Origin of the sequence: Roseobacter denitrificans OCh 114 (assembly GCF_000014045.1) — a bacterium.
GTDB classification, from domain to species: Bacteria; Pseudomonadota; Alphaproteobacteria; order Rhodobacterales; family Rhodobacteraceae; genus Roseobacter; species Roseobacter denitrificans.
Window position 1 is genome coordinate 3,056,145 of sequence record NC_008209.1, and the last position, 19,926, is coordinate 3,076,070.

Annotated in this window: 15 protein-coding genes and 1 tRNA gene; 8 read left to right on the top strand and 8 right to left on the bottom strand. The window is 60.5% G+C overall.

Translation table 11 applies throughout. From position 1 onward, the window contains the following. Positions 1-103: 103 nt before the first annotated feature. The 7 genes from RD1_RS14645 to pdxH form a co-directional block, all read right to left on the bottom strand. Positions 104-337, bottom strand: coding sequence for a hypothetical protein (locus tag RD1_RS14645; protein WP_011569311.1), 234 nt, complete (start codon positions 335-337; stop codon positions 104-106). Between the two features lie 261 nt (positions 338-598). After that, on the bottom strand, positions 599-1,057 hold the full coding sequence (locus RD1_RS14655) for a GNAT family N-acetyltransferase (protein WP_011569313.1): 459 nt from the start codon (positions 1,055-1,057) through the stop codon (positions 599-601). 422 nt (positions 1,058-1,479) lie between these two features. Further along, positions 1,480-5,124: a vitamin B12-dependent ribonucleotide reductase gene (locus tag RD1_RS14660; protein WP_011569314.1), complete on the bottom strand. Its 3,645-nt coding sequence runs from the start codon at positions 5,122-5,124 to the stop codon at positions 1,480-1,482. A 746-nt stretch (positions 5,125-5,870) separates the two neighbouring features. Further along, positions 5,871-5,947, bottom strand: a tRNA-Pro gene (locus RD1_RS14665). 42 nt (positions 5,948-5,989) lie between these two features. Next, positions 5,990-6,451: a DUF192 domain-containing protein gene (locus RD1_RS14670; protein ID WP_044033174.1), complete on the bottom strand. Its 462-nt coding sequence runs from the start codon at positions 6,449-6,451 to the stop codon at positions 5,990-5,992. Beyond that, positions 6,448-6,984, bottom strand: a complete 537-nt coding sequence (locus RD1_RS14675) for a cold-shock protein (RefSeq protein WP_011569317.1) — start codon at positions 6,982-6,984, stop codon at positions 6,448-6,450. Before RD1_RS14675 ends, RD1_RS14670 begins: the two co-directional genes overlap by 4 nt. Before the next feature lie 281 nt (positions 6,985-7,265). Beyond that, complete coding sequence (gene pdxH / locus RD1_RS14680) at positions 7,266-7,871, bottom strand: pyridoxamine 5'-phosphate oxidase (RefSeq protein WP_011569318.1); 606 nt, start codon at positions 7,869-7,871, stop codon at positions 7,266-7,268. A gap of 165 nt (positions 7,872-8,036) precedes the next feature. Here pdxH and fabI point away from each other — a divergent pair, with 165 nt between their 5' ends. From fabI to RD1_RS14720, 8 genes are all read left to right on the top strand, one after another. Then, positions 8,037-8,843 (top strand): enoyl-ACP reductase FabI, encoded by an 807-nt coding sequence (fabI, locus tag RD1_RS14685; protein WP_044033175.1) that lies wholly within the window; start codon positions 8,037-8,039, stop codon positions 8,841-8,843. A 4-nt stretch (positions 8,844-8,847) separates the two neighbouring features. Further along, positions 8,848-9,462, top strand: coding sequence for a LysE family translocator (locus tag RD1_RS14690; protein ID WP_011569320.1), 615 nt, complete (start codon positions 8,848-8,850; stop codon positions 9,460-9,462). A gap of 5 nt (positions 9,463-9,467) precedes the next feature. Further along, positions 9,468-9,998 carry a xanthine phosphoribosyltransferase gene (gene gpt / locus RD1_RS14695; RefSeq protein ID WP_011569321.1) on the top strand — a complete coding sequence of 177 codons (531 nt, stop codon included), beginning with the start codon at positions 9,468-9,470 and terminating at the stop codon, positions 9,996-9,998. Between the two features lie 18 nt (positions 9,999-10,016). After that, positions 10,017-11,192: an aminotransferase gene (locus RD1_RS14700; protein ID WP_011569322.1), complete on the top strand. Its 1,176-nt coding sequence runs from the start codon at positions 10,017-10,019 to the stop codon at positions 11,190-11,192. Positions 11,193-11,275: 83 nt separating this feature from the next. After that, the gene (locus RD1_RS14705) at positions 11,276-13,114 is read left to right on the top strand and encodes a SurA N-terminal domain-containing protein (RefSeq protein WP_011569323.1); all 1,839 of its coding nucleotides are present in this window, start codon (positions 11,276-11,278) and stop codon (positions 13,112-13,114) included. Between the two features lie 6 nt (positions 13,115-13,120). Beyond that, positions 13,121-14,632 carry an anthranilate synthase component I gene (gene trpE, locus RD1_RS14710; RefSeq protein WP_011569324.1) on the top strand — a complete coding sequence of 504 codons (1,512 nt, stop codon included), beginning with the start codon at positions 13,121-13,123 and terminating at the stop codon, positions 14,630-14,632. A 3-nt stretch (positions 14,633-14,635) separates the two neighbouring features. Continuing rightward, entirely contained in the window at positions 14,636-15,673 is a 1,038-nt protein-coding gene (locus tag RD1_RS14715; protein ID WP_011569325.1) for a succinylglutamate desuccinylase/aspartoacylase family protein, read from the top strand. A 213-nt stretch (positions 15,674-15,886) separates the two neighbouring features. Continuing rightward, complete coding sequence (locus tag RD1_RS14720; RefSeq protein ID WP_105880263.1) at positions 15,887-17,953, top strand: putative bifunctional diguanylate cyclase/phosphodiesterase; 2,067 nt, start codon at positions 15,887-15,889, stop codon at positions 17,951-17,953. A gap of 15 nt (positions 17,954-17,968) precedes the next feature. Here RD1_RS14720 and RD1_RS14725 read toward each other — a convergent pair whose 3' ends face one another. After that, positions 17,969-19,867, bottom strand: a complete 1,899-nt coding sequence (locus RD1_RS14725) for a divergent polysaccharide deacetylase family protein (RefSeq protein ID WP_044033176.1) — start codon at positions 19,865-19,867, stop codon at positions 17,969-17,971. Positions 19,868-19,926 lie beyond the last annotated feature (59 nt).

A 19,926-nucleotide genomic window follows, 5' to 3' on the forward strand; every position in this document is an offset into this window, starting at 1 on the left:
TGGGTGTTGCTGGGTTTGTGCGAAATCCCCTAGGTATGGATGCGCCCAAATGACAGCTGTGCCTGAGCGGCGCCAGGGCATTGCCCCGCTCAGGCGGGGGACGTTAGGCTGGCATCAGCCCTGCGTCCTGGGCGGATTGCACTTCCGCTTCATCCAGCGCGCCATCGGAGTTCAGATCCATCGCGCTGAAGGCTTCGGCGGTGATGTCGGGCATCACGGCCTGCACCTCGTCGAGGGTCAGAACGCCATCGCCGTTCGAATCCGCAGCCGTGGCGGCCGAGACGGCACCGGCAAAAGCAACAGTGAAGAGAATTGCTGGTAGGCTTACTTTCGTCATTTTCTTACTCCCAAGTAAAAGCGGAACATCTCCGCGATCACAGGGATGACATGGCAACAAACAAAAGCCATCAGCGATCAAAGCAAGGGCGCGAAACGGGCGTTTCAACGCACAAAAGGGGCGTTTTCGTCGGCTCAACTCTGCCGGGCAAAATCCCGCCGAGGGCGATTTCGGCAATCCGCGACCGATCCGCCGATGAATAAGGCACGATACCGCCGATCTTGGCCGCACGGCATTTTATGCGGGCCACAGGTGGCTTTCTCACACGGGCTTTTCAAAAAAGACACGATCGAATCCGTCTTCATGTCTGCGTTCTGTTTCGCGATATCCCAGATGGGGGTAGAGCGACAGGTTCGCCGTCATTTTCGCGTTTGTGTAAAGCCTGACGGATGTCATACCTGCGTGTTTTGCCATGCGCTCACAAAACAGGATCAATTGTTTTCCGGCACCCTTGCCGGCCATGTCCGGGTGCACGGCCACATTTTCCAGAAAGAAACAGTCGTCCTGTTCATAAAAGACAATGAAACCGCAAAAGCGGTCTTTGGCATCTATCGCAACATGCACCCGGCCCAACGTGATCAAAGAGGCAAAATCCGCAACCATCGGCGCAGGCTTCTTTCCGATGGCCGCCACATATTGTGCATAAGCGTGGTGCGCACAGTGTCGGACAGCGGTTTCATCTTCTTTGCGCGCTTTCCTGATGACAAACTGGCTGATCACTGTTTTTCCCCCGCCCGGCCGCGCGAGGGTAGTCCCGCTGTACTTCGATGGTCAACGCATGCGTTACCGTGCAGGCCGACAGAAAAAAGGGGCCCCGAAGGACCCCTGTGAGTTTCGATGTTCAGGCTCAGTATGTTAACCGCTCGGTATTTTTCTGCCTGCGGCCTGAACGTCGTCTGGAACGAACGCATCCGTCCCGGATATCAGAGAGGCCAAGGTCCCACCCTGCCCGTCCCCAATTTCGTTGGAAATCCTGTGGATTTCCGACGCGTGAGACAGAGCGGAAAACATCTTTGTTTTCTGCGGAGTCTCACCCGCTTGTTTTTGAGAAGCCGGTACATCCGGCGGCTCGCTGTCTCGTCGGGGTGCGGCCTGCCTGAGCAGACCGCGACCCCTACACGCCCCGTGGGGGCGCGTTTTCCTCAGCTACAGCCGCTTGTGCCGCCGCAGGTGTTGCATTTCATGCAGGTGCCGTTGCGCACGAGGGTGTAGTTGCCGCATTCGCCGCAGGCTTCGCCCTCGTAGCCTTGCATCTTGGCCTTGGTGCGCGCGTCCATTTCGACCGTGCCGGAGGTCACGGAGGTTGAGGCCATAGCCACCGCGACGTTCCCGCCGCCTTCAAGGGGCGCGATGTTGTCATAGGCGATGGCCGAGGTTTGACCGCCCTGCAGCACCACCAGTTCCTGTGGCATGCGGTTGCGCAGATAGCCGGTGGAGCTGATTTGTTTCAGCACTTCGAGGGATTTGGAAGCCGCCGTTTCGCTCAGTTCAGAGACATCGCCGACGCCTTCCTTCTCGCCCGCGCCCAGATCGTCAAAGCTGTGACCTGCCGGCTGGACATGTGCGAGGTCCGTGCGGTCGAGATAGGACACGGCCAACTCGCGGAACACATAATCAAGGATCGAGGTTGCGTTCTTGATCGTCTCGTTGCCCTGCACCATGCCTGCGGGTTCGAATTTGGTGAAGGTGAAGGCATCCACGAATTCCTCCAGCGGGACACCATATTGCAGACCGACCGACACCGCGATGGCGAAGTTGTTCATCATCGCCCGGAAGCCCGCACCTTCCTTGTGCATGTCGATGAAGATTTCGCCGATCTTGCCGTCTTCGTACTCGCCGGTGCGCAGATAGACCTTGTGGCCCCCTACGGTCGCCTTTTGGGTATAGCCCTTGCGCCGTTGTGGCATCTTTTCCCGGTGCGATTTGACGATCTCCTTGACGATGATCTTCTCGACGACCTTTTCCGCCAGCACTTGCGCCTTTTCATGGGCCGTGCCGCTTTCCAGTGTCTCGGCGGCGTCCTCGTCGTCCTCGACCAGCGATGCGGCCAGCGGTTGGCTGAGTTTCGAGCCGTCACGATAGAGCGCGTTGGCTTTCACCCCGAGCGACCAGCTGAGTTCGTAGGCTTTCTGGCAGTCCTCGATGGTGGCATCATTGGGCATGTTGATCGTTTTGGAGATCGCACCCGAGATGAAGGATTGTGCCGCCGCCATCATGTGGATGTGGCTGTCCACCGACAGGAAGCGTTTGCCTTTCTTGCCGCAGGGGTTGGCACAGTCGAAGATCGACAGATGCTCGTCCTTCAGGAAAGGCGCCCCTTCGAGGGTCATGGTGCCGCAGACGTGATCATTGGCCGCCTCGATGTCCTTTTTCGAGTACCCGAGGTGACGAAGCAGATCAAAGGATGGATCATTCAGCTTTTCCGCCGGGATGCCCAGAACCTGCGTGCAGAACTCCTCGCCCAGCGTCCACTGGTTGAAGACAAAGCGGATGTCAAAGGCCGAGGCCAGTGCCGCGTCGATCTTGGCCAGCTCGTTCGGACCAAACCCGTGACCCGCAAGCGAGGTGTGGTTGATGCCGGGTGCGTTGCCGATGGTGGCGTGACCGACCGCATAGGACACGATTTCCTCGATCTGGGCTGAACCGTAGCCGAGTTTTTCAAGCGCGCCGGGGACGGATTGGTTGATGATCTTGAAGTATCCGCCGCCCGCGAGTTTCTTGAATTTCACCAGCGCGAAATCAGGCTCGATGCCGGTGGTATCGCAATCCATCACCAGACCGATGGTGCCTGTCGGTGCAATCACCGTGGCCTGCGCGTTGCGATAGCCGTGCCGTTGACCCAGTTCCAGCGCCTGATCCCAGGCCCCGCGTGCGACCTCGATCATCCGCGCATCCGGGCAGCTTTTGTAATCCAGCGGCACGGGGTTGACAGACAGGTCTTCGTAACCGCCGACCTTGCCATAGGCCGCGTGCCGGTGATTGCGGATCACCCGCAGCATGTTGTCGGCGTTTTTCGCATAGCCCGGGAAAGGTCCAAGCTCGCCCGCCATTTCGGCGGAGGTCGCATAGGACACGCCGGTCATGATCGCGGTCAGCGCCCCGCAAATGGCCCGGCCCTCGGCGCTGTCATAGCTGTGACCCATGTTCATCAGCAAACCGCCGATATTGGCATAGCCCAGACCGAGCGTGCGGAAGTCATAGGAGCGCTGTGCGATTTCCTTGGAGGGGAATTGCGCCATCATCACCGAGATTTCCAGCGTCACGGTCCAGAGCCGCGCGGCGTGCATGTAGTCTTCGATCTGGAACTCACCGTCCTTGAGGAAGGTCAGCAGGTTCATCGACGCGAGGTTACAGGCCGTATCATCAAGGAACATATATTCCGAGCACGGGTTGGAGCCGCGAATTTCGCCATCCGCCGGGCAGGTGTGCCAGTCGTTGACGGTGTCGTGGTACTGGATGCCCGGATCGGCACAGGCCCATGCCGCGTGGCCGACTTTTTCCCACAGATCGCGTGCCTTGATGGTCTTGGTGACCTTGCCATCCACGCGGTTGATCAAGTCCCAGTCGGCGTCTTCCTCGACCGCCTTGAGGAAGGCGTTGGTGACGCGAATGGAGTTGTTGGAGTTCTGACCGGAGACGGAGCTATAGGCCTCCGAATCCCAGTCGGTGTCATAGGTCGGGAATTCGATCGACGTGTGGCCCTGTTTTGCGTAATCGAGCACGCGTTTGACGTAGGTTTCCGGGATCGCGACCTTTTTGGCCTCGCGGATGGCCTGCTTGAGGGCAGCGTTCTTGCTTGGGTCGTAGGCGTCTTCCTCGGCGCCGTCCCATGTCTTGATCGCCTCAAACAGCAGGTTGAGTTTCTGTTCGTGCATCTTGGAGCCTGCGACGATGCTGGCCACCTTCTGCTCTTCAACCACTTTCCAGTTGATGAAATCCTCGATGTCAGGGTGGTCCGCATCGACGATCACCATCTTGGCCGCACGCCGTGTGGTGCCGCCGGATTTGATCGCACCGGCCGCGCGGTCACCGATTTTCAGAAAGCCCATGAGCCCCGAGGATCTGCCGCCACCGGAAAGCCCCTCGCCCTCACCGCGCAGGGACGAGAAATTCGTGCCCGTGCCGGAGCCGTATTTGAACAGACGCGCCTCACGCACCCAGAGGTCCATGATGCCGCCCTCATTCACCAGATCATCAGAGACGGACTGGATGAAGCAGGCGTGCGGCTGCGGATGCTCGTAGGAGGATTTCGACCGCGTCAGCTTGCCGGTCTTGTAATCCACATAGTGGTGCCCCTGCGCCGGGCCGTCAATGCCGTAAGCCCAGTGCAGACCGGTGTTGAACCACTGCGGGCTGTTGGGGGCGGCGCGCTGGCTGGCCAGCATGTGGCGCATTTCGTCGAAATAGGCGCTCGCGTCTTCTTCGGTTGAGAAATAGCCACCCTTCCAGCCCCAGTAGGTCCAGGCACCGGCCAGACGGTCAAAGACCTGTTTGGAGGAGGTTTCGCCGATCATCTCTGCCCCTTCCGCCGGGACGGAGCGCCACAGGAATTCGGGGACACCCTTTTCTTTTACCTTGCGGGTCTTGGTGGGCACGCCGGCTTTGCGGAAATATTTCTGCGCGATGACGTCGCTGGCGACCTGACTCCATGAATTGGGCACTTCGACATTGTCCAGCTTGAACACGACAGTGCCGTCCGGGTTGCGGATTTCCGACACGGTGGTGATAAAGTCGAGGTCGGCGTAGGCGTCCTGACCGGCTTTGGTGAATTTGCGTTCAATTTTCATTTTCGCTGCCTCATATTCAGCTTTGTCACTTCTGAAGCAGACTGTCTGTGCAGCACCGCCCCCGCTACTTGCCTTGGGTCAAAGAGCAATATGCGTATGTGAAAACCGCGTTTGCGCCTTTCACATCTGCATTCGGATCCTACTGTGTGACCGTCTTTTGCCTTTGCCCCGTCACGACGCCCTTTCGCGTGTTTGTCCACTACATCTTGTGGCGTCATCGTCGGCTCATACAAAGTGACGTATTTCCCCCTATCCGGTCAACGATGTTTTTATTCTTTTTTTACCGATGATCGTCTTGACGCATGGGGATTTTTCAAGGCCGTCCTGTGCTGGGTGATTCAAGAGATTAACGCAGCGTTAATATCCACAGGCGGGCGCGAAATGCGCTGCGCCGCCGCGATACCTGAAACATGAATGGATTGAGGAATTTACGCAGCAGACCTGAGGTGCCACGCGAGAATTCATAAAGATTAACGCCACTGCGTGGTCCTGAAATCAACCGCCCGCCCGCGTGGTGAATATTTTTCAAAGGATGGATACCGCGCGGCTGTAACGCCTCTCCAAGAGTGCAACAGCATCGCTATATATGGGGAGGAAGCGGCCCGACCTGGCAAATGCGCCACAAAATGTAGTGGGTGATAGAGCGCACCGAAACACAGAAGATGGTGTAGGGCGCGACTCAGCTTTGATGAGACAATCTATGCGACCCGCCGGGCCGCACGTGATCAAGGTGAACTTGTTGAAAGTGGTCGGAGCGAGAGGATTCGAACCTCCGACCCCCTGTACCCAAAACAGGTGCGCTACCAGGCTGCGCCACGCTCCGACTGGCGTCTCTTTAGACCGCCTTTTTCGGTTTGAAAACCCCTTAACAGGGCCAAGCGGCCTCAGCTTGTGAAAAACTTGAGTGTTTGAGCACCGTTCCGGTGTCAATTCCGAGTTTTTCCGACAGGCCACCGTTGATTTCCAGCACATGCGTCAGATCGCGCCCGCCAAAAACAGGGGTTTCATCCAGCGGCTGGGCACGGTGATGGATGTGTTGCACGACCCCCTGGGGATCTATGAACAACATGTCCAATTCGATCAGGGTGTTGCGCATCCAGAACGACAGCGATTGCGGGTGCGGGTAGATAAAGAGCATTCCGGCTGAGCTGGCCATTTCGGTGCGATGCATCAGGCCGCGCGCGCGTTCGTCGGCGTCATCGGCGATTTCCACTGAAAACCGCGCCTGCCCCCAATCGCCCTTGAGGTAGACCGCGTTTTCATCACAGCTTTGGGCAACAGCTCCCTGCGCGAAGACGGCAAGAACGACGCCCAGCAGCGCCTTCATGCGTCCTGAGGATCGAGTGCGGCTTCCCATGCAAAGACCTCCGCCGCCATATGGCCGCGTTTTCCCTCGATCACACGCAAGGCCAGCGCCTCACCCGGCGCCAGATCAGACAGACCCGAGCGGCGCAGCACTTCCATATGCAGGAAAATGTCGTCCCGACGCCCGAACACATTCGCAAAGCCAAATCCCTTGCCCTTGTCGAACCATTTCACGCGCGCCGGTTCCAGAGGTGCCTCGGCGACGACCTTCGGGTCCAGTGCCGCAATGTCTGACAGGCCAACGGAATCATCGCTTTCCGGGGGCAGCAATGACAAGACCTGCGTTGCCTGAACACCCCGCTCCGTGCGCTGCACTTCCAGCTCGACCCGCGCGCCGTCTGCGACCGAGCTTTGCCCAAAATTTCGCAACACGTTGACATGCAACAGTATATCAGGCCCGCCCGCATCCGCGACCACGAAACCAAATCCCTTAACAGGGTCAAACCACTTTACAACCCCGATCACTGGGTCTGTATTCTCAGAAGTATCGTTCACGTACTTTGCTACCCGGATCCCAAAACGTCCCTAAACACTCTTGCGCGATATTACAAAGCCTAATCAAGCCAAAAGATTGGGAAATCCCGTGTTTCCCGTTTTGATCCGGCAGTGCGCGCACTGGAGCAGTATCACGTTGAATTGAGCGCAGTACAATGGCACGGTTCTTGAACAATATCAGCTTTAAGCGGTTGAAATATATGCGCAAACATATCTGATGCACAGACCCTGTGCAAGAATTAACACGAGATTTTAACTTATTTTTTACACTTTTCTGCAGCTTAGGGGTTAAGGCGGGTCACGTGCCACTCGGATTGCGGGGTCTCGCGGCGCCAGACAAATCGGTCATGCAACCTGAAGTCGCCATCCGCCCAGAATTCGATCTCGACAGGTGTGATCCGGAATCCGCCCCAGAATGGTGGACGCTTGGGATTCGTTCCGTGCGTTGCTGTCATCTTGGCCACCTCGGCCATGAGCGCGGCGCGGCTGCTGAGCGGGCGCGATTGCTTTGAAGCCCAGGCCCCAAGGCGGCTTTTGAGCGAGCGCGAGGCGAAATAGGCATCGGCGGCGTCGCCATCTTCGCGACTGACGTGGCCGCGCACCCGGATCTGGCGGCGCAGGCTCTTCCAATGCATCACGAAGGCAGCCTTGCCCGCGCCATCCAGTTCGCGCGCCTTCGCGCTTTCGTAGTTGGTGTAAAACACGAAAGCATCCGGCTCCACGCCCTTGAGCAGCACCATGCGCGCATTGGGCATCCCGTCAGCGTCCACGGTGCTCAGCGCGATGGCGTTGGGGTCGTTCACTTCGCTTTCCTGCGCCTCAGCCAGCCAGCTTTCGGCAATCGTGAAGGGGTTGTCACCTGCGAATTTACCCGTTCGTTCGGTCATGATGCACCTTTCGCGTTATCTCGTCCGTGGCACAGGTGGCCGAAACACGCCAAAGGTCAAGAGGGGCCGCGCAAGTTGGGGCCGCGAGCAGCCTTGATGGCCATCGCGCAATCGCCTAAAGACCAAGGACAAGAGAGCAACCATTCAGTTACCAAGGGAAATTTCATGGGAAACGAGCTTCTGGCGGGAAAACGCGGCCTGATCATGGGCCTTGCAAATGACAAGTCCATCGCCTGGGGTATTGCCAAGACCTGCGCCGATGCCGGGGCGGAACTTGCCTTTTCCTATCAGGGCGAGGCGCTGAAAAAGCGGGTCGGGCCGCTGGCGGAAAAGCTGGGCAGCGATATCGTCCTGCCCTGCGATGTAAGCGATGAGGCCTCGATGGATGCGCTGTTTGACGCGCTCAAGGACAAATGGGGCACGCTGGACTTCATCGTCCATGCCATCGGGTTCTCCGACAAGGGCGAATTGCGCGGACGCTATGTGGACACCACGCGCGACAATTTCGCGATGACGATGGATATTTCGGTCTATTCCTTTACCTCGGTCGTGCAACGGGCGGAAAAGATGATGAACCCGGGCGGGTCCTGCCTGACAATGACCTATTATGGTGCCGAAAAGGTCATGCCGCATTATAACGTGATGGGTGTGGCCAAGGCGGCGCTTGAGGCATCGGTGCAGTATCTGGCCGAAGACCTTGGCAAGGATGGCATCCGCGTGAATGCGATCTCCGCCGGGCCGATCAAGACGCTGGCCGCGAGCGGGATTGGCGATTTCCGTTATATCATGAAGTGGAACGAGTATAACTCACCCCTGCGGCGCAATGTGACGATTGATGACGTGGGCAAGGCGGCCCTGTTCCTGTTGTCTGACCTCGGTTCAGGCACCACGGGGGAGAACCTGCATGTGGATGCGGGGTATCATGTGGTGGGCATGAAGGCGGTGGACGCCCCCGACATGAGCAAGGAATAACGCAGTGAGCGATCTGTCCTGGGCCCAGCTTGCCGCTTTCAACGTCACCCTGTTGGTGGCGATGGCGGCACCGGGTCCGGCGTTTCTGCTGGTGTTGCGCAACAGCATCGCGCAGGGGCGGCGCGCGGGGGTCATGACCGGTGTGGGTCTGGGTGTGATGGCCGCGATCTGGACGGCGGCGGCGCTTGCCGGGCTGGCGGCCCTGTTTGACATGGTGCCCTGGGCCTATGCGACGATGAAGGCCATCGGCGCGCTTTACCTGATCTATCTGGCATGGGGCATGTGGCGCGGGGCGGCGCAGCCGCTCAAGGCGTCATCCGAACGGGCCAGCCGGCGCGCCTTTCGCGCGGGGCTGCTGGTCAACCTGACCAATCCGAAATCCGTCCTCTTTGCCGGTGCCGTGATCGTTGTGATCTTTCCCGCGGGGCTGTCGCTGACGGACAGCGCGCTGATTGTGGCCAATCATCTGGTCGTGGAGCTATGCGTCTATGCGGCCATGGCTTTCGGGTTGTCGACCGCCCCTGCCCGTGCGGCCTATCTGCGCATCAAGTCCTGGGCGGATCGTATTGCCGCTGCTGTGATGGGCGCGCTTGGGCTGCGCCTGCTTTTCGAAAGGTAACGAACATGAGTTCCAAAGACCAAAGCCGCCTGCCCCATGAAAAGGGGTTTCATATCAGTTGGGACCAGATCCACCGCGACAGCCGTGCGCTCGCGTGGCGGCTGGACGGGCAAGGCCCTGATGAGGGCGCATGGCGGGCGGTTGTTGCGATCACGCGCGGCGGCATGGCCCCGGCGATGATCGTCGCGCGGGAGTTGGACATTCGCGTGGTCGATACGATTTCGGTGATGTCCTATCATTCGGGCGGCGGCAAGGCGGACCAGCGCCGGGACGCAAAGGTGCTCAAGGCACCGGATGCGGACATGATGGGGGACGGGACGGGCATTCTGATCGTCGATGATCTGGTGGACAGCGGCAAGACGCTGGAACTGGTGCGCGCGCAATACCCCAATGCGCATTTCGCCACCGTCTATGCCAAGCCGCAGGGCGAGCCGCAGGTGAACACGTTCATCACCGGGGTCAGTCAGGACACGTGGATTTTCTTTCCCTGGGATATGGCGCTGCAATATGTGGAACCCTATCGCGGCACGGATTGAGATGAGGACGCGAAGCGCATGACTCCGACACGCACGCAAACAACCTTCATGCCCCCGGTGATGGAGGCGCGGCGCTGGCTGGCTGGCGTGACCTTTGCGCCCGAACGTCCCCTGATCAACGTCAGTCAGGCGGCCCCGGTGGACCCGCCCCCAGACGGGTTGCGCCATGCGCTGGCGGATGCGGCACTGACCCGCGATGACGTGCATCTATACGGGCCGGTGCTGGGCCTGCCGGACCTGCGCGCCGCACTGGCGCGGCGCACTTCGCAGATTTATGGCGGCACGGTTGGCCCCGATCAGGTCGCGATCACCTCGGGCTGCAATCAGGCCTTTGCTGCCGCCATTGCGACACTGTGCGCTGAGGGGGACGAGGTGATCCTGCCCACACCGTGGTATTTCAATCACAAGATGTGGCTGGACATGGCCGGGGTCGCTGCCGTGCCCCTGCCCACGGGGCCGGACCTCTTGCCCGACCCGGAGATGGCACGCCAAAGCATCACCCCGCGCACCCGCGCCATCGTGCTGGTCACCCCGAACAACCCCGCCGGTGTGGAATATCCGTCAGAGTTGATTTCCGCCTTCATGGCGCTGGCGCGCGCGCATGGCATCGCGCTGATCGTGGATGAGACCTACCGCGATTTTCACAGCCAGCCCGGCCCGCCCCATGTGCTGTTTCAGGACCCGGACTGGCAGGACACGCTGATCCATCTTTATTCCTTTTCCAAGGCCTACCGTCTGACGGGGCACCGGGTTGGCGCGCTCATCACCTCTGCGGCGCGGCTGGCGGAGGTTGAGAAATTCCTCGACACCGTCGCGATCTGCCCCGGACAGCTGGGCCAGCACGGGGCGCTGTGGGGGATGGAAAACCTTGATACCTGGCTTGCCGGGGAGCGCGCGGAAATTCTGGCCAGACGCGACGCAATCATTTCCGGCGTTCCCGGGCTGGAAACAAAGGGCTGGCAGCTTTTGGGGCTGGGGGCCTATTTCGCCTATTTCCAGCATCCTTTCGCCGAAAGTTCGGCCGATCTGGCCAAGCGCATGGTCGCAGGCAGCGGGATCTTATGCCTGCCCGGCACGATGTTCACACCCGACGATGACCCCTCGGGCGCGCGACAGTTGCGCATCGCTTTCGCCAATCTGGACGCGGATGGGATTGGCGTGCTTTTCAGGCGGCTCGCGGCGATCTCCGGCTAGGGTGCGCTGGCTCTTGCTCCTGCGCGCGCCACCGCATAGATAGGCGGAAACCGAATTAACAGCGCGCGATACAAGGGACGATCATGATCAAAGGTTTCAGCCTCTCCAAGACGGCAATCTGGATTTTGATGGGTCTGTTGATCCTTGGCCTCGCCGGGTTCGGGGCCACGAATATGTCGGGCAACATCCGCACCATCGGGACTGCCGGGGACAAACCGATCCCGGTCGATGATTATTTCCGCCAGTTGCAGCAGGAAATCCGCGCGGTGGAACAGCAAACCCGCGAGGTGCTGCCCTTCCAGCAGGCGCAGCAGATGGGTCTGGACCGCGCCGTGCTGCAGCGGCTTGTCGCGACGCGCTCGCTGGATCACGAAACATCGCAACTGGGCCTGTCCATTGGCGATGAGGAATTGCGCAGGCGCATTCTGGACATCAGCGCCTTTCAGGGGATCAACGGCGAATTTGACCGCGAGGGATACCGCTTTGCGCTGGAGCAGACCGGCCTGAGCGAAGCGGAATTCGAAACGCAACTGCGCGAAGAAGTGGCGCGCACCATCGTTCAGGGCGCGGTTCTGGGCGGGATCGCGATGCCCGAAACATATGTGGACACCTTGGTGAATTACATCGGCGAGCAGCGCAGTTTCACGTGGTCGCTGCTGGATGCGAGTGACCTTGCCACGCCTCTGGGCGCGCCGGATGATGCGGTTTTACGTGCGCATTATGATGACAACATCGACGTCTTCACGCTGCCCGAAACCAAGCAGATCACCTATGCCTGGCTCACGCCCGATATGCTGCTTGACTCGGTGGAGGTCGACGAGGAAGCGCTGCGCGAGGCCTATGCCCAGCAGTCCGCCGAGTTCAACCAGCCCGAACGCCGCCTTGTCGAGCGCCTCGCGTTTCTGGACAGACAGAGCGCGCAGCAGGCGGCGGATGCGCTGGCGGCGGGCGATTCCTTTGACGATCTGGTGCGCGGGCGCGGCCTTGCGCTTGAGGATATTGATCTGGGCGATGTGAGCGAAGCCGAATTGGGCGAGGCCGGCGCGGGCGTCTTTGCGGCGGATGTGGGCGCGGTTGTCGGCCCCTTTCCGAGCACGCTGGGCCCAGCGCTGTTTCGTGTGAACGCCGTCCTTGCCGCCCAGGAAACCCCGTTTGAAGACGCGATCGATCTGCTGCGCCCCCAACTTGCTGCCGATCGCGCCAGCCGTCTCGTCGCAGCACAGGCAGAGAGTTTTGATGATCTGCTCGCTGCAGGTGCCACCCTCGAAGATCTGGCGTCCGAGACGGATATGGTCGTGGCACAGATCGACTGGACCGCACAGAGCACGGAGGAGATCGCCGCCTACCCCACCTTCCGTCAGGCGGCCGCTGCCGTCGGGCCGCGTGATTTCCCCGAGATCGCGTCACTGGATGATGGCGGGTTGTTCGCGCTGCGCCTCGATACGGTTCTGCCGCCCCGCCCCGCCCCCTTTGACGAGATACGCGAAGAGATCATTGCCCATTGGGAAGCCGCCGAGACCGCGAAACGTCTGGCTGAACAGGTCGCCGCTCAGGTCGGTCTGCTGGAAAACGGCAGCAGCTTTGCCGATCTTGGTCTGGATGCCATCGTTGAGGAAAACCTGATCCGCTCTGACTTTGTGCCACGCACACCGCCGGGCTTTTTGGAAGACGTGTTCGCCATGGAAGTGGGCAAGGCGCAGGTCATCGAAAGTGATGCCGCCGTGATCCTTGTGCGGCTCGATGCGGTCGCCCCGCCCGCAGCCGATGGCGATGCGGCGGCCCTGCGCACGCAGCTTGAGCAACAGGCCAGCCAGCAATTGGCGCGTGACATCTTCGAGGTTTTCGCAAATGATGTCGTCTTGCGCGCAGACCCGCAGATAAACCAACAGGCGCTGCAAGCGGTGCATGTGAATTTCCCCTGATCCGCCATGGCACTCACACCTGATTTCGATGCGTTTGAGCAGGCCTACAGCACAGGGCTGAACCAGATCGTATACACCAGACTGGCGGCCGACCTCGACACGCCGGTATCTCTGATGCTCAAGCTGACGGGGGCGCAGAAAGATGCCTTTGTGCTGGAATCCGTGACCGGGGGCGAGGTGCGCGGGCGCTATTCGATCATCGGGATGAAACCCGATCTGATCTGGCGCTGTCAGGGCAAGACCAGCGAAATCAACCGCGCCGCGCGCTATGATGCCGATGCGTTTGAGCCGCTGGAGGGCAACCCGCTGGACCGGCTGCGCGATCTGATCGCGGAGAGCAAGATCGACCTGCCGCTTGATTTGCCGCAGGCTGCTGCGGGTCTGTTCGGCTATCTCGGCTATGACATGGTGCGGCTGGTCGAACATCTGCCCGACATCAACCCCGACCCGCTGGGCCTGCCTGACGCGATCATGCTGCGCCCTTCGGTGATTGCGGTGCTGGACGGCGTCAAGGGCGAGGTCACGGTAGTATCGCCTGCTTGGGTGTCTGACGGACAAACCGCCCGCGCGGCTTATGCGCAGGCCGCCGAGCGTGTCATGGACGCCGTGCGCGATCTGGAGCGCGCGATGCCCATGGCCACCCGCGATCTGGGTGACGCGGATGCCCCCGGCGCGCCGGTCAGCAACTTTACCCACGAAGGCTACAAGGCCGCCGTGGAAAAGGCGCGCGACTACATCTGTGCGGGCGATATTTTTCAGGTGGTCCCGGCACAGCGCTGGACGCAGGATTTCGCGCAGGATCCTTTCGCGCTTTATCGTAGTTTGCGGCGCACGAACCCCTCGCCTTTCATGTTCTATTTCAATTTTGGCGGCTTTCAGGTGATCGGGGCCAGCCCCGAAATTCTCGTGCGCGTCTTTGGCAATGAGGTCACGATCCGCCCCATCGCAGGCACCCGCCCGCGCGGCAAGACACCGCAAGAGGACAACGCGCTCGAAGCGGATCTGCTGGCAGACAAGAAAGAGCTGGCGGAGCATCTGATGCTGCTTGATCTGGGCCGCAATGACGTGGGCCGCGTGGCCAAGATCGGCACCGTCCGCCCCACCGAAGAGTTCATCGTCGAGCGCTACAGCCACGTGATGCATATTGTGTCCAATGTGGTGGGTGAGTTGCGGGAGGACGCCGATGCGCTGGATGCGTTCTTCGCAGGGATGCCCGCGGGCACTGTGTCGGGGGCACCCAAGGTGCGCGCGATGGAGATCATTGACGAGTTGGAGCCTGAAAAACGCGGTGTCTATGGCGGCGGCGTCGGCTATTTCAGCGCCGGTGGCGATATGGACATGTGCATCGCCCTGCGCACCGCCGTGGTGCAGGACCAAAAGCTATACATTCAGGCCGGTGGCGGCGTTGTCTATGACAGCGACCCCGAGGCGGAATATCAGGAAACGGTTCACAAATCGAACGCGATCCGACGCGCGGCGGCAGATGCTGCACGCTTCAGCGGTGAAGGCAACCGTTAGGCCATGGCCCGCGCGCCATTTGAAATCGCGGGGAAAACGATCCTTGCCGGGACCTCGCAAACCGTTCACTTGCCGGTCTCGATCCTGCCTGATCACACGCCCGTCACCCTGTCGGTTCAGGTCCATCACGGCAAACGTGCCGGACCTACGATGTTTGTCTCGGCCGCCGTGCACGGGGATGAGGTCATTGGTGTGGAGATCGTGCGGCGTCTGCTGCGCGCGCCGCAACTGTCGGCCCTGCGCGGGACGCTTTTGGTGGTGCCGATCGTCAACGCCTTTGGCTTTCTGAACCGCTCGCGGTATCTGCCCGACCGGCGGGATCTCAACCGGTGCTTTCCGGGGCATCCATCGGGGTCGTTGGGCGCGCGGCTTGCGCATATCTTTCTGCAAGATGTGGTCTTGCGCTGTGATACCGGTATTGACCTGCATTCAGCGGCCATTCACCGCACCAATCTGCCACAGATCCGCATCTCTCCCGGTGATAGCGCGACGCGCGCCATGGCGATGGCGTTCGGGGCGCCGGTTGTGTTGCAATCCTCGCTGCGGGCAGGGTCGCTGCGCGCCGAAGCCGCAGAACGCGGCACCTCTGTTTTATTGTATGAGGCGGGTGAAGGTCTGCGGTTTGACGAACTTGCCGTGCGCGCCGGTGTGGCGGGCATTCTGCGCGTCATGCGCAGCCTAGGCATGCTGCCGGCCAAGGGGATCGCCAAAGCGAAGGTCGCGCCTTATGTCTGCAAATCGTCGTCATGGGTGCGCGCGCCTGCGGGCGGGGTGCTGAGGACCTTCCGCGCCGAGGGGGAAACCGTCGAAAAAGGCGAAACCCTTGCATGCGTCTCCGACCCCTTTGGCGAGGTCGAGACGGACATCATCTCACCCTCTTCGGGCATCCTGATCGGCAGGGCGATTTTGCCCGTCGTCAACGAAGGGGATGCGGTTTTTCACCTCGCACAACTCAGCCCGGAAGCCGCCGAAGACACCGTTGAAGGCCTTGCGCTGCAGCTGGAAACCGATCCGCTGTTTGATGAGGATGAAATCATCTGAGGCGGCGCTACCGCACTGCGGCCCGATTAATTTGACGCGGTTTGCAACTAACTTGTTGGTAAAAAAAACACCGCTGAACACGGGAAATGGTGGTTTTCACATATTCTCTTAAACTCTTTCGTGCATCGTCATCCTGCGCTGTGCAGGTTCCGGTCTGCACGGCTCGAACGGTCGAACGTCCTCGGCCTGCATCGCCAAGTGGATCGCGCACCTATGGGAGCACTCAAAAAACGCATGCGCCGTGCATTGCATCGGTTCTGCATCAGCAGCCCTCAGGCGCTGTGGCAGCGCTATATTCTTGGCTTTCTGTTTATTTTTGCCACGATTTCCGTGTCGCACTGGGCCACGCTCGCCACCATAAAGGCGGCTGAAGACGATGCCGAGGTGCTTTCTGTCAGCAGCCGACAGCAGATGATGAGCCAACGCATCATGTTCCTTCTGACAGAAGCAAAACACGGCCACACGGCCAACATCGAAACCAGTCTCGAAGATGCGCTGGATGTGTTTGAAACGTCGCATAACGCCTTGGTTTCGCGCGATGACCTGTCCCCGGAGCTGCAAGCGCTCTACTTCGATAAGCAGCCGATTTCACTGGATGCTTTCTCCCGCCGCTTTGTGCAATTGGTCGGGATTGCCGCGAGTGCAGAGGGCGAAGAGGCCGAAGAACTGCACGCGGTTCTGACCCGTTGGGGCACCCATGAATTGCTGGTATCCCTCGCAACCGCATCCGATTTGTTCAGGCAAAGTTCCGAAGCACGGATCAAACGGCTCCATTTCATTCAGAAAACCGCACTTATTGCGGCCCTGACCGTGTTGTTCATCGAAGCGCTTTTGATTTTCCTGCCGGCGCAATTGTCGGTCAACCGGGCGATTCACCGCCTTGAGCGCAGCAAGCGTCGGCTCAAATCCTCCATGGAAGTGCTGCGCAACAGGAATACGGAGCTGATCAGCGCCCGTCAGGAATTGATGCGCGCGGCAAACCATGACGCCCTTACCGGGCTGTTCAACCGTCGCGCGGTTTACGAACACCTGAGCGCGCCCGGCCCTTCAACGCAAGGCGGTGATTTCACCCGATGCATCATCAAGATGGACCTCGATCTCTTCAAAGAAGTGAATGACAGTCTTGGACATCATGCAGGTGATCGCGTTCTGGTGCATGTGGCCAGAATCCTCAAGGACGTGTCCCGCCCCGGCGATTTCGTCGGGCGTATTGGTGGCGACGAATTCGTGATCCTCATCGACAACCCGAAGGATCTGAAGATGATCCAGGACCTGTGCCAACAGATCATCAGCGCCGTGGGCAAACCGATCACCCTAGATAGGGTCCAGACGAAAATCGGCGCCAGCATCGGCTTCACAATTGCCGCCTCATCAGATGCGACGCCGGACCAGTTGCTGATAGAAGCGGACCTCGCCCTTTATGAAGCCAAACGCGGCGGACGCAGCCGGGCCTGCGCCTATTCAAACGCATTGGCAGAAGAAATCGAGACGCGCCGAATTCTATTCAATGAGATTAACGCCGCGTTGGAGGGGGATCAGTTCGAACCCTATTTCCAGCCTCAGGTGTATACGGAAACAGGTGAAATCTATGGGTGCGAAGTGCTTGCGCGCTGGCGTCATCCCGAACGCGGCATTGTCCCGCCCGCTACATTTATCGCCGCCGCCGAAGAAGCGGGCATGATCCACCAGATTGATCAGATCATGGTTGAAAAAGGGCTCGACGCGCTTGAAGTGTTCAGGGAAATGGGCGTGCACGTACCGGCGATTTCTGTCAATGCATCGCCGCCCACGCTGCGTGACCCGCATCTGACGGACCGCCTCTTGCAGGCCGTGCGCGCACGGCATCTTCCCCCCAGCGTTCTTACGGTCGAGGTGCTGGAGAGCACATTGATTGAAAACGATGACGACATGGCGCTGCTCACGATCGAGAATCTGTCCAAGGCCGGGTTTTCGGTGGTGCTGGATGATTTTGGCACCGGCTATGCTTCGATGTCGAACCTGTCGCGGTTGCGCCTCGATGGGATCAAGCTTGACCAGTCCCTGGTTTTGCCCGTGCCCGAGCCCAGGGCCGACAGCATTATCTCTGCGCTGGTCACATTGTCGAGCAATCTGAACATGAGAGTGGTCGCGGAAGGGGTCGAAACCCCTGCCCATTTCAAAACCGTCCGGCGACTGGGCTGCGATGTGGTTCAGGGGTTCGGGATCGGCAGGCCCATGCCTAAAGAGGCGTTCATCCAATGGTACAATACCTACGGCGCGCAGCAGATCCGGACCGGTTGACGGGCAAACCGAGCCTCACCTGATGGCGAGGACCGCCGATACCGGGGCCATTGCAACGGTCGATGCGCGGTCTTGCAGCGTCCATTTCATCAGAGCGGCGAGCGTTTCCTCACTGACCCGGCCCAGCATGATCACATCCCCTTCCTGTGCCGCGCGAAAAGCAGCCTGATCCAGAAAGCGCCGGATCAGCAAAGAGCTCTGGCCCTCCGCATCCAGGTCGCGAAACACCACGCCCGAAGGCACACCCTCGCGCGCCGCCAGCTTCTGTATCGAATTGAGGCCACGGTTCTGAGTGACAAACCCATGTCCCGTCTGGGCCAGAATCCGGGCCACTTGCCGCCCGGCATCCGCGCTCGTCTGCACGCCTGTTTCGACCCCTTCCAGAACGCCGAGCGCCTCGGGCACCGCTTGCAGCGCCACGGAGAGGTTCACCTCGGCATCGGCGGCAGTTGCCCCGGCGGGCAGATCAACGGTTGCGAGCACTTCAAAACCGGCATCGCGATAGGCTTTCATACGCGCAGCAGCATCCGGGCGCAGCGCGTCTACGGCAAATGTGACCGGAAAGGGAAGCGCGTTCAAAGCAGCAAGCCCAACCGTAGCAGAGCTCAGATCGCGGCCTGTATCCATCAGGACAACCGCCATCAACGGCTTTGCATCCGGGTTCTCGAAACCGGTCGCGAACCGGGCAAATGGTGTCAGCGCAGCCTCGGGTCCTGCTGTTTCCGGTTCCTGTGCGGTGCGCTCAGGGCCACCGGCCCCCTCCTGTTGCGGTGCTGCCCCGAGTGTCGGGAGTTGGTTCACGCGCACGTCCTGACCAGAACGGCTCTCAACCGGCGCGTCCTCGGTATCAGGCAAGAGCGCGGCAGTATCCGCCAGTGCCACGGCATCCAGCGGCGGTGCAGTCGATGGGGCAGGCGCAGGTTGGATGGACAGCGGCGCGGCCACAGTGTTTTCGGGCGCCGCGACATCCAGGGGTGCTGCAACCGATTGATCCGCTTCCACCTGCGCATCCGCGCTGTCATCGGGCAGTATTGCACGGCGTTGCGGTGCTGGCTTTTGCAGAGCCTCTGCGCCGACTTTGGGCACATTGGCATCTGCCTGCGGGTTGACCAGAGCGATTTCGCCGGACGCAACAGGTGCTGGAACAGGTTGGGTCGGCGCGGGCGCGACTTCGGGCGGCTGTTGCGCGATGTCCTGGGATGGCGCGGCAGGGTCTGGTGGCGTCAGCGCCGCGACCACCCCTGATCCGCGCTCCGCCTCGGGAACGGCGTCAAAGGCGCCTGTGCTTGCCGGGATATCCGGAATTGGCGGCTGCGCCGGGTCACTGGAAATTGTCCCCTGCGGCCCGACCAGCACGGGCATGTCCAACGCCGGGATATCTGTCGTGACCTCAGGTCCATCACGCCTCTGTGCCGTCGTTGCATCTTGTGCGACGGGCGCGGCTTGCGCCTCTGCCGCAGACGCGTTCGGGTCGGGCGCGGTGCGCAGCGAAACGCCGGTTTCAGCCGTGGGCGCTTGCAGCGCACCACCCTGCCCCAATGTTGTGCGGGGCGTCGCGGCCCGGGGCGGTTGAAGGCCGGTCGCGGACATTGCATCCGGGGTCTGCGCCGCTTGCATATCGGCAATAGACCCGGTTTGGGGCACGGCCGCCGGGGCGAGCGTATCAGGCAGCAGGTCTGTCAATGTATCCGGCGTCGGCCCTGCCAGTTCCGGCGCAACCAGCCTGACCGCAGCCGCCGATGCGTCGCCCGCATCCGGGGCGATGACCTCGGGCGCTGCGACAGAATCGCCCGCCGCCGCGCCTTCCACCTGCGCCCTGTTGGCCGGCAGATCACTCATGATCGACAACACCGCTACCGCGGTGAGGCTCACACCGGCCCCCGACACCACACCTTTGATAAATCCTCTGGCCACTCTAGCGCCCACCCTCTCCACAAAACGCGCCTTGGCCCGGGCTGTCATCCCGGCAAAAC

Excerpts from the sequence above, each read along its gene's own strand:
- RD1_RS14645 (WP_011569311.1), bottom strand. The coding sequence starts at position 337 with ATGACGAAAGTAAGCCTACCAGCAATTCTCTTCACTGTTGCTTTTGCC.
- RD1_RS14660 (WP_011569314.1), bottom strand. The coding sequence starts at position 5,124 with ATGAAAATTGAACGCAAATTCACCAAAGCCGGTCAGGACGCCTACGCC.
- RD1_RS14670 (WP_044033174.1), bottom strand. The coding sequence starts at position 6,451 with ATGAAGGCGCTGCTGGGCGTCGTTCTTGCCGTCTTCGCGCAGGGAGCT.
- pdxH (WP_011569318.1), bottom strand. The coding sequence starts at position 7,871 with ATGACCGAACGAACGGGTAAATTCGCAGGTGACAACCCCTTCACGATT.
- fabI (WP_044033175.1), top strand. The coding sequence starts at position 8,037 with ATGGGAAACGAGCTTCTGGCGGGAAAACGCGGCCTGATCATGGGCCTT.
- gpt (WP_011569321.1), top strand. The coding sequence starts at position 9,468 with ATGAGTTCCAAAGACCAAAGCCGCCTGCCCCATGAAAAGGGGTTTCAT.
- RD1_RS14700 (WP_011569322.1), top strand. The coding sequence starts at position 10,017 with ATGACTCCGACACGCACGCAAACAACCTTCATGCCCCCGGTGATGGAG.
- RD1_RS14705 (WP_011569323.1), top strand. The coding sequence starts at position 11,276 with ATGATCAAAGGTTTCAGCCTCTCCAAGACGGCAATCTGGATTTTGATG.
- trpE (WP_011569324.1), top strand. The coding sequence starts at position 13,121 with ATGGCACTCACACCTGATTTCGATGCGTTTGAGCAGGCCTACAGCACA.
- RD1_RS14715 (WP_011569325.1), top strand. The coding sequence starts at position 14,636 with ATGGCCCGCGCGCCATTTGAAATCGCGGGGAAAACGATCCTTGCCGGG.
- RD1_RS14720 (WP_105880263.1), top strand. The coding sequence starts at position 15,887 with ATGGGAGCACTCAAAAAACGCATGCGCCGTGCATTGCATCGGTTCTGC.